We start from the raw sequence: 13954 nt of genomic DNA, 5'->3' as shown, positions 1-13954 counted from the left end.
CTTAAGATTCACATAACGCTATGAAGATCATTCAACCATGCAAAGAATATAATAACCGATAAAAAATTTTTCGGACAACCTTCCCATGTTGTTCACACGGTAGGTCATTTTGTTGTCCCGACGATAGAAAAAACAGTGGTTTTTGTGGATCAAACAGCATCAAAGCAGGTCATGTTTAGTCAGGTTTGATCAAAATAACTTACCCATTTATTTACCCCAAATATTATTGCCAGGCTTTTTCAAAAGGTTTTTTAACACATGATTTTTATATTTCGATTATCAACTCCTTATTGTAGCCATTATGTTTTTCATCAAGATATCCATGTGGATTACATATAATTTCGGTCTGATCTATTTTATATCTTGCTGGAGTATGAATATGACCATGTATCCAATACAATGGATTGTATTTGGAAATCAGCTCCTCAAGATTGGAAGCATATGCGGAAGTTACTGGATCATTTTTGTATAATTCCGGTACAGATCTTATACTTGGCGCATGATGAGTGATAACTACATTTTTATAATCCCTAGATTCTTCGAGACTTTTCTCTAGCCATAATTTTGAAAACTGGTGAATTTTATAGGTATCTATAGTTTTCAATTTCGAATAAGAAGGATCTTGGCGGATTTGCTTGTAATCATTCATCTTAGCTTGGCAGATAATCCCGTATTCAACTGGGTTTCCAAATAAGGAAAAATCTGTCCATAAAGTTGCGCCGTGAAACCTTATTCCATTAAACTCAATTCTATCATTTTCAAGAACGGTTACATTTGAATCCCTTGATACCTCAATGATCTTACGCAGTGTGTTAGGGTATGTCCCCTTATAATACTCGTGATTCCCAAGAATATAGATCACGGGCTTGTAAGGAATGTATTTCTTAACCCACTCAATCCCTTTGGTCCCCAAATTAGTATCCCCAGCTAAAATGACTAGGTCAGCATTTTCAAAGTTTAAATCTGAAATCCCAAACTCTTGATGTAGGTCGCTTATAATCTGTATCCTCATTTGTTCAAATTGAAAAAATCTTATTTCTAAAGAATCTCATCCCGTCAATTTTCAGGAAATCCTATAGCCCTTGCATCGATATACATTAAGCTGGAATTATTAATGGCGAAGGATTCGCCAATAATTTCGTGTAGCTTATCTGTCCCTAATAATCAAGTAATAGATCACATATAGCCACCCAAACAAACCTGCCAAAGCAGAAGTTAGCACCGAATGCGTCCTTGACCAGCAAATCGAAACTGCAAGTGCACTACCAATACCTATACCATTGTACACTACTGTATTTTTTACCTGTTGTGTTGAGTCTGCATAACAGGATATGCTGATGAGCATAAATAAAAGGAAATTGAACAGCGTTTTCATTATACCAAATTACAAATACTTTTGAAATCGCAGCAATAAAGTTAAAGAGAAACAAAAACCGGCCTTGTCTGAGGTGTCTCTCTACATATGGTGCCCCATTAAGAATTTTCAGTATCTTCATATATAATAAAACAAACTAAAATGAAAGTCGCCTTGTTTCTATTTATCCTATCATTTAATTACACCGCGTCAAACGCACGGGAGATGAACAACATATCTAGGTATAGTATTGAAACAAAATTTAGCGATAGTTCGAAAGCCGTTAGGCTGTACAACAAAGGTTTGTTATTTAATAAAAATAAGGATTTCAAGAAAGCTTATCAATCTTTTGATAGGGCAATTGCATTAAATGCTAATTTTGCCGAGGCATACCTTGGAAGAGCCGTTTTAAAGTATAAAATAGCTAGTCCCTTTGGAATGTGGGATGATTTTTCAATGGCAATAAAATTGAAGCCTAATTTCGGAGAAGCTTACTATGAACGGGGACTTATAAAGACATTTATTAGTGGAAAAAGCCTTTCGGCTAATAATGATGGCGAAACAGACTTTAAAAAAGCCACAGAATTAGGGTTTAATAGAAAATCCAGCAATTTTAGATAACATTATCTATTTTCCTACCATTTATTCCCTGTAATGTTCAATCCCCTCCCTCCCGGTTTAACGGGGCTTATTTAGGTAGAAAGAGGGGTTAGCCTTTCAATAAGTCTTATTAACTCTTCATCTTAATCGTACAATCTTCAAGTGTATTATAGCGATTAATCGTCTTTTGTAATTGCTGTTTCATTTGCTTTACCAAAATCCTTGGGCCTAATACTTTCATTTTAGCGCCAAAACCTAATAGCTCCCGTTCCAGCTCAAAATTTAAAACTACCCTTATACTGAACACCTTACCTGTTTCATCTTCCTTTAACAGCTTTTGGGTATGATGTAAGGGCTTGGTAATTACATAGGGTGCATTGTCTTTATCTATCCAGAATACAACCTCGCAATCGCGCTGACCAGGAGATTTTGTAACCCCTATCGTGTCATTATAGTAAGTTGAAAGGTCAAGCGTCGTATTTTCCCTGTAAGGTTGCTCCTCGTCCTCAATAGATTGTATTCGGTCCAGCGCCAGATTGTATAGCCCCCCGTTTTTCTTATGCTGCACCCCCAATACAAACCAGCGGTTCCGGTATTCCTTCAATAAATATGCACTAAAACAAAAGGTATTGGAATCCCTTGCCTTAAATGACCGATAGGTTAAGCACAAAGTTTTCTTTGCTACGATTGCTTTTCGTATCACTTCAATGTACTCGAGCCCTTTCAGATTATCATTTCTTTCAAAATCTATTACCGGAGCGCTATGAGTCTTCTCCGAATAGATCTTATCTTCCAGCTTACTCACCATTTCATTCAAATCAGCAAAATGGTTAAACCCCTTAAACTGCTTTAATAAACCAGCTACTTCAGTTAGCACCTGCATGTCCTGCTGGTTTAACGGACTATTGGTGATGCTGTAATTCTTATCACTATAGGTGTAATACTTTTTATCGACTACAATAATCGGCGCCTCATAGCCAAGCTTATTACTGCGCATCATTTCCATATCAGCCTGTACAGTTCTTCTGCTTACTCCGGTATCAATGCCCTGATATTCATAGATCGCATCACTGCATGCAGCGATCAGGTCGTCGAGCGTCCACTTCTTATAGCGGTTTTGAAGGCATTGGTCAATAGTACGGTAACGGATGAGGGCATTTCTGTTGACTGGCATCTAATCTGAAATTATTTTTATGAATTTATGAATTATTTTGATCTGCGCAAATACACTGCGCAGATGCTATATTTCTTTGTATCAATAAATAATAAAACAGTCATGGAAAACGAGAAAATCGGTAACAACGAATTAAAGGCTTTAGGTATCAACGATGTAGAAATCCTGGTAAACTTCAGCCGCGTGGCCAATGGTTTATTGAAACATAACGTAATGGGTAAATCTGAAATCCTTGCCAATTTAGAAGCACTGATCGACGACCCGATGCCTTACGCATTAAAGAAAGGCGGCAAGTTTAAGAACCTTGCCGAGGATGTAATCGCCCTGCGTAAGGAAGGTAAGTTTGTAAAGCAAGAACGCAGCAATTTTAAGCTGAAAGAAGAAATAGCCGAGTTTCCGGTGTGGGGACTGGAACATATAGAGGTGGGGGCCTTGGCACAAATGAGAACCGCGGTACAACTACCTATCGCAGTTGCTGGTGCCCTTATGCCGGATGCACATCAAGGTTATGGCCTTCCTATCGGTGGCGTACTGGCTACTACTGCTAACACGATTATTCCGTTTGCTGTTGGAGTCGATATTGCCTGCCGCATGTGCTTAAGCATATTTGACATACCTGCAGAAGCTATTGATACTGAAGCTGACAAGCTGAAAAACATATTAGTTGACAATACTTATTTCGGTATGGGATGTACCACCAAATCATATTTTGACAGTTCATTGTTTGACAGCAAGATCTGGAACGAAACCAAGGTGATCCGCTCATTGAAAAATAAGGCCTATGCTCAATTGGGTACAAGCGGTACCGGGAACCACTTTGTGGAATGGGGTGAGTTAACTATAGCCGAGGGTGTCTTAGCTGGTATTCCTGCAGGTAAATATCTGGCATTGTTGTCACACTCGGGTTCACGTGGATTTGGCGGCGCTGTAGCAGACCACTATAGTAAAATTGCCATGGTTAAAACAAAACTTCCTGCCGAAGCCAAACATTTGGCTTGGTTAGATCTGGATAAGGATGAGGGACAAGAGTACTGGATAGCTATGAATCTCGCTGGTGAATATGCAAGTGCAAACCACCATGAGATCCATAATAAGATCGCCCGTGCTTTGGGAGTCAATCCGATTACCCGGATAGAAAACCACCACAATTTTGCATGGAAAGAACAACTGGCAGATGGCACTGAGGTAATGGTACACCGTAAAGGTGCCACACCGGCGGGCGAAGGTGTTTTGGGGATCATTCCTGGAAGTATGAGTACACCTGGCTTTCTAGTGCGCGGAAAAGGTAACGCAACAAGCATCAATTCCGCCAGTCACGGTGCAGGTCGCTTAATGAGTAGAAGCGCTGCCTTTAAAACATTGGACAAAAATTTAATTGCGGCCAATCTTGTGGAGAAACGAATTACGCTGATGGGTAGTGACGTTGATGAAGCGCCGATGGCCTATAAAGATATCCATGCGGTAATGGCTGCGCAAAATGACCTGGTTGAAGTACTTGCGAAGTTTGAGCCAAGGATTGTGAGAATGGCTGATGCAAGAGAAAAACCAGAAGATTAAAAATAATTTAAAATAATTTTTACTGCGCAGATACACTGCGCAATTGCTTTCAACCTTTGTGTTAACGAAAGAAAAAAGGAGGTCATTATGAAATTCAATCTATTAAGCAGAACAAAAAATCAAACGGTAAACCATGAAGGCGCAAAAGCATTTGTGATGACACCAGAGATGGAATTATATGCTGCCGTGGTTACCTGGAGCTTAAATGATTCCTTTTACGAAAAAAATGAAATAAGACTGGAACGTCTGCGCCTGTTAATAGCCAAATGCGAACCATTATTTGTGGGTAAGCTAGCTGTATATGCCCGGACTAAAATGTATATGCGTTCGGTACCACTGATGTTGGTTACCGAATTGGCCAAGCTGCACTCTGGCGATAATCTCGTCGCCAGAGTTACTGACGGTGTAATTGGTCGTGCAGACGAGATTACAGAGTTATTGGCTTGCTATGAATTGCTGAATGAGCGTAAAGGCACTAAAAGGCTAAACCGCTTATCAAAGCAATTGCAAAAAGGCTTGTCAAGTGCATTTAACCGTTTCGACGAGTATCAATTTGGTAAATACAACCGCGACGGTGCTATCAAACTGCGTGATGCTTTGTTTCTGGTTCACCCTAATGCAAAGGATGACTTGCAGCAATTACTCTTTAACAAAATAGTGACGGGTGATTTGAAAACACCTTATACCTGGGAGACTGAATTATCAGCATTAGGCCAATTGAATTTTGACAGTGATGAAGCTAAAGCTATTGCGTTTCGTGCCAAATGGGAGGAATTGATAGATAGTGACAAGCTGGGCTATATGGCCTTGTTGAGAAACCTGCGTAACATTCAGGAAGCACGTGTGAGTTATGCACACTTTGAAAAGGTATGCGCACGTTTGGCCGATGCCGAAGAAGTAGCAAAAGCAAAGCAGTTTCCATTCCGTTACCTTGCGGCATATCGTGAGCTGATCCATCCGACTGCACCTGTACAAAGCTTGGCAAAGAAACTAGTGGCGTTGGTGCAGGGCGGGAACAAAGGATACACTGGTGACTTGCTAGATGCTTTGGAAAAAGCTGTTCAGGCAAGCGCGGCGAACATCAAGGGTTTTGACCATGAAACAAGTGTGCTGGTAGCCTGCGACGTTTCTGGATCAATGCAGAAACCTGTGTCGGCAAAGTCTAAAATCTTGCTGTACGATGTGGGATTGATGCTTGCTATGCTCTTACATTCACATTGTAAAAACGTTGAGGTTGGAATGTTTGGTGATTCCTGGAAAACGATCACAGTGCCACGTAATAACATATTGGGCAATGTGCAGGAGTTTTATCGCCGCGAAGGTGAAGTTGGTTACGCTACCAACGGTCACCTGGTGATCAAGGATATATTGTCTCGTAAGGTCAGGATGGACAAAGTGATGCTATTCACTGATGGCCAGTTGTGGAACAGTTCGTCAGCATCAGGCAATGATATACAGACTTTATGGTTGCGCTACAAGGCAGATGTATCGCCAGCGGCTAAACTCTACCTGTTCGACCTACAAGGTTATGGACAAGCGCCGTTGCAAATATTACGCAATGACGTTTACCTGATAGCGGGCTGGAGTGATAAAGTTTTTGAAGTATTAACAGCTTTGGAAAATGGTGACTCGGCATTGGATGCGATCAATAAAATAGAATTATAAGTATGGGGTGTTCTCCACCCCATACTTTTAAAGAGATTAATAAGGATGCCGTAGAAACGGGTTACTTCGCGCCATTGAGGGGGTGGGCAGTGTTGCACAGGCAATGCTGTGGGTTCGAGTCCCAAATGCAGTCCCCCGTCCCGAATCACCAGTTGCTCCTTATAAAATATAAAAGAAAGTGCCGTAAATGAGTGTTACTTCAACCAAGACCCGCTGTCGGGCTTTAGCTACGAGCGGGATGAATCACTTATTGCTTTTTGCCTTTCTTTCTAAGAATTTAAAATATTAAGATGCCGTAAATATGCGCTACTTCGTGTCACCGGTTCGATTCTGGTCATTGGCTTAGGCCAATGTAGCTCAGTTGGTAGAGCAGTACAACCGCATATTGACTTTTTGTCGCTCTTAATAAATAAAGAAGATGTCGTAGATCAGTGTTACTTCGCCTGTCACGCAAAAACCAAACACTGGTTAATTGTTGCTCTTCTTTTAATTTATCGCTCATTAAAATAAAAGGTGCCGTAAACTGGTGATACTCCGGTATGATGTTCCCTTAGGGGAAAGGTGCAGATTCAAATTCTGCCTGCGAGTAATTGCAGTAGTCTAAAAAAAAAACCGGTTGCTTTTTGCCCTTTTATTAAAATATTTTTTACCCATCCTGCTTTTTGGAGGAGTAAATCTTATAACTCAAACATGTATAAAGGTTTAAATGAACAATCAACTTCTACTTGTCAATGTACTGGCTAATTTACATCTGTCACATTTGAAATCATAGAATGCCAACCACTTTTCATTCAACAGCCAGTCTCCATTACAGGAAGGACATTTCCTCAATTTATCCTTTGCAATTGAAATAGCTTGATAGTTGAAAAGATAATAATATGTAGGCACTCCTGTCAATTCAGTTATTCTCTTACAAATATCCCTGCCAACTTGCGAAAGTTGAGATCTAGGATCAGACATTTGTTTTATCGCCCATTTTTCTCCAACGTTACAACCCATATTCAAGTTATCACATGAGACATAATCCCCTTCCCAAGACTCGATATCAGTCTGTTCTTTATCAGTCAAACCTTTTATCTTATAAATAGGGACCGAGCCGCCACAGGTGCCACAATCAACTGGTGAGCTTTCATTCAAATATGTCGTAAACAACAAATACGAATCGTGTTGATCGCAAGTACAAACATCCTTATAAAATGGAACATGCTCTCCAAGAACTTCTATCTTCAATTTAGAATTACATCCCTCCTCTAAGTTTTTGATTCTAAGATTGACCCATTTGTTATTGCATTCTGTATCCAACGAGTTTCGTTCCAGAGTAGTCTGATAACAAATTAATTCATTTCCTGCGACATAAGGAGATTCAACCCCACCCATAATTTGGCCCGTTCGACAAAGACTGCTCATTAACATGATGAACTCATCATATAATTTCTCTTTATCAAAATCCGAATTTATAGTTATCGCTATTTTTTGCTTGTACATTAAATGATACCCTTTTTATACCAATACCTAAGATATAAAAGATATGCCAATAAAAAAGCCTTCAGATTTTAATCCAAAGGCTTGCTAATCTTGTGGTCCCGACGATAGAAAAAACAGTGGTTTTTGTGGGGCAGTTGACGCCAAAACCAGTCATATTTCGCCAGGTTCAATCAAATAAGTTTCCCTTTTTTTACCCCCTATAACCTCAGCAGATTTTCCACCAAGGCTTTGAGTGATATCTTACTGCATCTCAATAAAAATTACCCATAATTAACGACGAACAACAATACCCCGAGAATCAATCAGACACGGGGTGGAGGTAGAGATTCCAGACATATCAGAGTTCTTCCATTTAACATTTCCAGTTCTTTCATCATAAGCATAAATATTCTTATAGCCACCAGCACCTACAAACACTAATCCATCAGCACCAGCTGCACCAGCACCATTTGGAAGTATATTTTTAGACCACAATTCCACTCCTGTTAAAGCATTGAACGCATGAAAATATCCATCATCAGCAGATACATACAACAATCCGTTTAAAACAGAAGGACTACCGCCAACTCCGATCCCTTTAAGGCTTTCCCACTTTAATTTACCTGTAACCTCATCAAGAGCAAGCAAAGATCCAGCGATACTAAAATCACTTATGTCATACCAGCTCCCAACATATACCATCCCATTAGCTACAACAGGACTAGACTGCTCCATAGATATCCCATTTGTTGAATATTTCCATTTTAAACTACCATTGTTTGCATTCAATGCATACAAATGACCATCACGGCTCCCAATAAAGATAATACCATTACTTAAAGCTGGACTGGACTGATTAATCATTCCTCCAGTTTGATAGCTCCAAATTAAATTTCCGGTCTTTGCTCCTACTGCGTATATGAGACCATTTGAACTTCCGAAATAAACTATATTATTTGCGACTACCGGACTGGAACTGACATTTTTTGAAGTTTCCATTTTCCATTTAAGTTCACCAGTCGTGGCATTCAGGGCATAAAAAGAACCATTATTACTTCCAAAATAGATTATGCCGTCACAAACGGCTGGACTTGACTCAATACCAACTGCAGCAGTAAAGAATTTCCATTTGACACTACCATTAATAGCATCAAATGCATACATATTTCCGTCTATTGACCCTGCATAAACCGTTTCGCCCACAACGATAGGATCCGAATAAGAGAAATTTCCAGCTGTATACTTCCAAATCAATTTTCCATTGGCGGCATTCAATGCGTAAAAATTATTATCACTACTTCCTATATAAACTCTATCTTTAAGTCCTATTTCTCGTATTTCCGGATCCTTTGATTTATCTTTTTTACATGAGAATAGAGACACAACGAGAAAGAACATCCCGAATACCAGACACTTACAAGCGTTTTTGTTTTTCATAATTATTAATTTACAAATTTTAAAATAGCCAACAAGCACAAGTAACTATATTTTTACAAAAAATAAAAAGCGCATGATAAAAATAAAAAGCCCACTCTACATATAGTAAAGTGAGCTTGTGGTCCCGACGATAGAAAAAACAGTGGTTTTTATGGGTCAATTAGCGTCAAAACAAGTCATAATTGATCAGGTTTGATCAAATTAGTTACCCTTTTATTTACCCCTTCTTTTAATAAAGACACTCTTTTCAAATCTGATAAATTATCGGCTCTATATAATTTAGCTTGGTATCTCCCTAAAATTCATCTGACCCTAAAATTATTATACGTTGGGAATTTTACAGCTTTTTGCTATCTTTATGTAAAGAGATGCTCCCATCATGACTATCAGAAATTCAATCCTTCTTTTTCTTCTTTTATTTTTATTTGCGTGTAGCAAAAACGATTTAACTACAGATCCGAACCCCACGACTAAAGACACGTGCAGGTTACTTTCTGCAGACCTCTTTGATGGACAAAATAAAATACATGGATCAGCAACCTTTACCTACAATAATGATGGCTATATAACGGCATCAACGAGCACGCAAGATTCGGCTTTTACGACCTACTCTGCAACCTACACAAACAATAAAATTGTCCTCAAGACAAAATATTATGGAGACTATGTTTACATTTTGGATGATCAGAGAAGAGCGATCTCATTTGAAGAAAATAATTTACCATACTCACATGTTTTAGAAACCTACACTTATAATTCGGATGGTTACTTAGACAGACTAACTCGTACCGAGTCTTACGGTATAACTACATATCAACTTAGCTATACTAATGGTAATCTGGTTTCTGCAAAAGGTTCAACAGTACCGGAGCCCAACAGCTCATATCGTGATTATGTTGACGTTACCTTTGCTTATAGCGAAGATAAAGCGGTTGAACTCTTGGAGCCACTTAATCCATTAAAAGCTTTATATGTTACCAAACCTCTAGCTGGCTTTTTCGGAAAACCAAGCAAGAATCTTCTGATCAAAACCTCCTCGTTTAGCTATATCAATCCTAGCTATAAATTTGGATCAGAGAATACTTTCTCCTTTGAGAAGGACGCAAATAATAAAATTACCAGAATAAACGTTAGGCAATTATTAACAGATAATACTATTGACGCAACACCTTATGTTAGATTAGATCGATCTGATTATTACTTAATTAGGTATTCATGTAATTAAGTAAATAATAATTTAGAAATTGATTGTCAACTTCCAAAAATGTAATCTGCTGTTGAAGAATCAGCGAGGCGATATTGCACAACTATCGCAGATACTATACTCCTTCAAAAATAAGGCCTTCAGATTTGATCTAAAGGCCTTATCTATTTGGTGGTCCCGACGAGAATCGAACTCATATCTAAAGTTTAGGAAACTTCTATTCTATCCGTTGAACTACGGGACCAAATCTTGAATTTTAGATCAATAAAACTTAAAATCCAAGCCGCAAATATAATAATAAAACCTTTCGCTTCTAAAAGTACTTTAAACAATTTCTGCAGCAACCTTTTCCTCATCCAACACACTCCAGGGCAGAAATTTCATCGAGACACGCACCGTATACTTTTTTATCAAAGTCCATGGTGAGTCCATGTATAGTCCATGCTAAGTCCATGTATTTTAAATAAATACTTGGACTTATTCCATACTTTAAGTATATTCGGCTTGGAGTTTGGTAAAGGAGTACCTTAACCGTTTAACTCGTTAACCTTTCAACCAAATAGAATAGTATGGGAAAATTAGATGGTAAATTCATCCGTGGAGCCGTAGGAGACATCACATTCAAAAAAGTAGGCAAAAAACAGTATGTGCAAAAGAAGTCCAAAATGACTGTAAAGGACCAAACTGAAGCAACAAAAAAATCAGCACAGGTCTTTGGTCAAGCTAGTAGTTTGGCCAGCAGCATCAGGGTTTCATTAGATTCAATCATTGGATTTTACGACACCTTTATGGTCTCTCGCTTTACTGGCGACACCGGCTATGTGCTAAACACAGCCTTAGTGGCGGAAACACAAAAATTTGTCTTTAATCCAAACTCATTCAACAGGTTTAACGGCTTTGAATTTAATCTCAACTCACCTGTAAAAAACTACCTATTTGCCCAGCCAGAAGTAACCACTTCCGGGAACACACTTGAATTAACCTTGCCTGAAATGAATATCCCTCAGGACTTAAGGTTTCCTCAGCCAGGGAGAAATTGTATAATAGCCCTCCAAATAGCTCAGTTTGACCTTAAGCATGGCTATCACATGGAGTCTAATATACAAAGCGCAGAAATTAATTATGCATATAAACCCGCTATAATTCCGGCCAGCAAATTTACGTTTGAGATAGCGCCAGGCTGCCTATGCATAATAGGGATTGCATTGAAGTATTACGAAAAGACATTTGCTGGAAATGACACCGTCAATAATAAAACTTTTAACCCTTCAGCCATTTTAAAAGCTTTTATGACTGAAGGGGAACCCAATATGGAGATTACCGGAGCATGGCTCGAAATGGATTTTAAAAACCAACCGAACCCTTAAATTACTTGATCACACTACCGTTCTGATGTTTAACTGTTGGCGCTACAAAAGCAAGCTTCCCATCTGTATCCCCAGACATTAAAATCATACCTTGCGACACGATTCCTTTGATTTCTCGTGGCGCAAGGTTTACCACAAGACTCACCTGTTGACCGATAATATCTTCCGGCTTGTAATATTCAGCGATACCAGAAACTACCGTACGTTGACCTATTCCTGTATCCAGCGTTAATTTTAATAACTTCTTGGTCTTCTCCACCTTTTCAGCTGCAACTATCGTAGCCACACGAATATCAACCGAAGTAAAGTCTTCAAACTGAATGTTCTCTTTCGCTGGCGCTATAACTGCCGAAGCGGCATCATTATCAGCTTTGCTTCTGTTCAGTTTATCAATTTGAGCTTGCACCGCGTCATCTTCGATTTTCTCGAATAACAAAACCGGTTCATTCAATTGGTGACCTCTGTGTAGTAAATCTATCTGGCCTGCAGCTTCCCAGGTGTGTCCGCCATAATTCAACATCTTCATCAGCTTATCTGCTGTGAATGGCAAAAATGGCTCAATTAATATCTCCAGATTGGCAGCAATTTGCAAACTGATAAATAAGATGGTACGAACTCTGTCTTCATCCGTTTTGATCACCTTCCAAGGCTCTGTATCTGCCAGGTACTTATTTCCTAAACGAGCAACATTCATCACCTCACCAAGTGCCTCTCTAAAGCGATAATTTTCTATAGAAGCACTTATTTTTGCAGGGAAGGTAGCCAGTTCATCTATTACTTCCTGATCCTCTGGTAGGATGGTCATACAGGTAGGAACCTTACCCGCAAAATACTTGTGCGTTAACACCACTACCCTGTTGATGAAGTTACCAAATACGGCAACCAGCTCATTGTTATTTCTAGCCTGAAAGTCTTTCCAGGTAAAGTCGTTATCCTTTGTCTCAGGTGCCGTTGCCGTTAATACATAACGCAATACATCCTGTTTATCTTTAAACTCTTCTAAATACTCATTTAACCAAACAGCCCAGTTTTTAGAGGTCGAGATTTTCTGCCCTTCAAGATTCAGAAACTCATTGGCAGGAACATTATCCGCCAGGATATAATCGCCATGAGCCATTAACATCGCCGGGAAAATAATACAGTGGAAAACGATATTGTCTTTTCCGATGAAATGCACCAACTTGGTTTCATCATCTTTCCAATACTCCTCCCAACTGCCCTTCTCCATGTGAGTCTGATTGATATAATACTCTTCAGCTTTAGGATTCCAAACATCCAAACGAGCATAATCAAAAAGCTCTTTAGTCGCCGAAATGTAACCAATAGGCGCATCAAACCAAACATAAAGCACTTTGCCTTCTGCATCCTTTACAGGTACTTTAACGCCCCAATCCAGATCGCGGGTCATGGCCCGAGGCTGTAAGCCTGAATTTAACCAGGACTGACATTGTCCAGAAACATTTGGTTTCCATTCTTTATGGCTTTCAATATATGTTCTAAGCTGATCTTCGTATTTATCCAATGGCAAAAACCAGTTCTTAGTCTCTTTTCTTACAGGAGGCTCTCCAGATAAGGTCGACTTCGGATTAATGAGGTCTGTAGCATTTAATGTACTGCCACAGCTCTCGCACTGATCGCCATAAGCGTTCTCATTTCCACACTTCGGACAGGTTCCGGTAATGTAACGATCGGCCAAAAACGTTTGAGCCTTTTCATCAAAATACTGCTCAGTAATTTCTTCCGTAAAAACCCCTTTTTTGTATAAGGTTTCAAAAAAATCAGAAGCCGTTTGGTGATGCATCAAGGATGATGTTCTGTGATAGATATCAAAAGAAACGCCAAATTCCTTAAATGAATCCCCTATAATTTTGTGGTATTTATCAACAACAACTTGAGGTGACACCCCTTCCTTTTTTGCCTTTAGCGTAATAGGAACACCGTTTTCATCAGATCCACAAATAAACTTAACATCTCTTTTATTAGAGCGCAGGTATCTTACATAAGTATCAGCAGGTAAATAAACGCCCGCCAAATGTCCTATGTGTACCGGTCCGTTAGTATAGGGCAATGCCGCTGTAACGGTATATCTTTTTATTTTACTGTTATCCAAAACTATTTTTATTATTTTGTCA

At 39.2% G+C, this 13954-nt stretch carries 11 protein-coding genes and 1 tRNA gene; 5 read left to right on the top strand and 7 right to left on the bottom strand.

Features of this window, described 5'->3' with window-relative positions; all coding sequences use genetic code 11:
• Nucleotides 1-265 precede the first annotated feature (265 nt).
• Nucleotides 266-1012 carry a metallophosphoesterase gene (locus FBD94_RS19575; RefSeq protein WP_136881448.1) on the bottom strand — a complete coding sequence of 249 codons (747 nt, stop codon included), beginning with the start codon at nt 1010-1012 and terminating at the stop codon, nt 266-268.
• A gap of 135 nt (nt 1013-1147) precedes the next feature.
• Nucleotides 1148-1375 carry a hypothetical protein gene (locus FBD94_RS19570; protein ID WP_205945909.1) on the bottom strand — a complete coding sequence of 76 codons (228 nt, stop codon included), beginning with the start codon at nt 1373-1375 and terminating at the stop codon, nt 1148-1150.
• A gap of 204 nt (nt 1376-1579) precedes the next feature.
• On the opposite strand from FBD94_RS19570, the gene FBD94_RS19565 reads away from it, so the two are divergent.
• The gene (locus tag FBD94_RS19565) at nt 1580-1975 is read left to right on the top strand and encodes a tetratricopeptide repeat protein (RefSeq protein WP_169472360.1); all 396 of its coding nucleotides are present in this window, start codon (nt 1580-1582) and stop codon (nt 1973-1975) included.
• Nucleotides 1976-2084: 109 nt separating this feature from the next.
• Here FBD94_RS19565 and FBD94_RS19560 read toward each other — a convergent pair whose 3' ends face one another.
• Nucleotides 2085-3128, bottom strand: coding sequence for a helix-turn-helix transcriptional regulator (locus tag FBD94_RS19560; protein ID WP_136881446.1), 1044 nt, complete (start codon nt 3126-3128; stop codon nt 2085-2087).
• 102 nt (nt 3129-3230) lie between these two features.
• Between FBD94_RS19560 and FBD94_RS19555 the strand changes: the two genes are divergently transcribed.
• Together FBD94_RS19555 and FBD94_RS19550 are read left to right on the top strand one after the other, a co-directional pair.
• Nucleotides 3231-4685, top strand: coding sequence for an RtcB family protein (locus FBD94_RS19555; protein ID WP_136881445.1), 1455 nt, complete (start codon nt 3231-3233; stop codon nt 4683-4685).
• 87 nt (nt 4686-4772) lie between these two features.
• Nucleotides 4773-6350, top strand: a complete 1578-nt coding sequence (locus tag FBD94_RS19550; protein WP_136881444.1) for a TROVE domain-containing protein — start codon at nt 4773-4775, stop codon at nt 6348-6350.
• A 714-nt stretch (nt 6351-7064) separates the two neighbouring features.
• Here the strand turns inward: FBD94_RS19550 and FBD94_RS19545 are convergent.
• Both FBD94_RS19545 and FBD94_RS19540 read right to left on the bottom strand, forming a co-directional pair.
• Nucleotides 7065-7835 carry a DUF2310 family Zn-ribbon-containing protein gene (locus FBD94_RS19545; protein WP_136881443.1) on the bottom strand — a complete coding sequence of 257 codons (771 nt, stop codon included), beginning with the start codon at nt 7833-7835 and terminating at the stop codon, nt 7065-7067.
• A 270-nt stretch (nt 7836-8105) separates the two neighbouring features.
• Nucleotides 8106-9251 (bottom strand): outer membrane protein assembly factor BamB family protein, encoded by a 1146-nt coding sequence (locus tag FBD94_RS19540; protein WP_136881442.1) that lies wholly within the window; start codon nt 9249-9251, stop codon nt 8106-8108.
• A 379-nt stretch (nt 9252-9630) separates the two neighbouring features.
• On the opposite strand from FBD94_RS19540, the gene FBD94_RS19535 reads away from it, so the two are divergent.
• Complete coding sequence (locus FBD94_RS19535) at nt 9631-10476, top strand: DUF4595 domain-containing protein (RefSeq protein ID WP_136881441.1); 846 nt, start codon at nt 9631-9633, stop codon at nt 10474-10476.
• 148 nt (nt 10477-10624) lie between these two features.
• On the opposite strand, the gene FBD94_RS19530 is transcribed toward FBD94_RS19535, so the two are convergent.
• Nucleotides 10625-10699, bottom strand: a tRNA-Arg gene (locus FBD94_RS19530).
• Nucleotides 10700-11024: 325 nt separating this feature from the next.
• Here FBD94_RS19530 and FBD94_RS19525 point away from each other — a divergent pair.
• Complete coding sequence (locus FBD94_RS19525) at nt 11025-11822, top strand: hypothetical protein (protein ID WP_136881440.1); 798 nt, start codon at nt 11025-11027, stop codon at nt 11820-11822.
• A gap of 1 nt (nt 11823) precedes the next feature.
• Here the strand turns inward: FBD94_RS19525 and metG are convergent, their stop codons facing one another.
• The gene (metG, locus tag FBD94_RS19520) at nt 11824-13932 is read right to left on the bottom strand and encodes a methionine--tRNA ligase (protein WP_136881439.1); all 2109 of its coding nucleotides are present in this window, start codon (nt 13930-13932) and stop codon (nt 11824-11826) included.
• Between the last annotated feature and the right edge of the window lie 22 nt (nt 13933-13954).

Source organism: Pedobacter hiemivivus (assembly GCF_005144565.1).
Lineage (GTDB): Bacteria > Bacteroidota > Bacteroidia > Sphingobacteriales > Sphingobacteriaceae > Pedobacter > Pedobacter hiemivivus.
This window is presented reverse-complemented; position numbering and strand designations above follow the sequence as displayed.

Bases quoted from the DNA above. Each gene is read 5' to 3' on its own strand.
- FBD94_RS19575 (WP_136881448.1), bottom strand. From the start codon at position 1,012: ATGAGGATACAGATTATAAGCGACCTACATCAAGAGTTTGGGATTTCA.
- FBD94_RS19570 (WP_205945909.1), bottom strand. From the start codon at position 1,375: ATGAAAACGCTGTTCAATTTCCTTTTATTTATGCTCATCAGCATATCC.
- FBD94_RS19565 (WP_169472360.1), top strand. From the start codon at position 1,580: ATGAACAACATATCTAGGTATAGTATTGAAACAAAATTTAGCGATAGT.
- FBD94_RS19560 (WP_136881446.1), bottom strand. From the start codon at position 3,128: ATGCCAGTCAACAGAAATGCCCTCATCCGTTACCGTACTATTGACCAA.
- FBD94_RS19555 (WP_136881445.1), top strand. From the start codon at position 3,231: ATGGAAAACGAGAAAATCGGTAACAACGAATTAAAGGCTTTAGGTATC.
- FBD94_RS19550 (WP_136881444.1), top strand. From the start codon at position 4,773: ATGAAATTCAATCTATTAAGCAGAACAAAAAATCAAACGGTAAACCAT.
- FBD94_RS19545 (WP_136881443.1), bottom strand. From the start codon at position 7,835: ATGTACAAGCAAAAAATAGCGATAACTATAAATTCGGATTTTGATAAA.
- FBD94_RS19540 (WP_136881442.1), bottom strand. From the start codon at position 9,251: ATGAAAAACAAAAACGCTTGTAAGTGTCTGGTATTCGGGATGTTCTTT.
- FBD94_RS19535 (WP_136881441.1), top strand. From the start codon at position 9,631: ATGACTATCAGAAATTCAATCCTTCTTTTTCTTCTTTTATTTTTATTT.
- FBD94_RS19525 (WP_136881440.1), top strand. From the start codon at position 11,025: ATGGGAAAATTAGATGGTAAATTCATCCGTGGAGCCGTAGGAGACATC.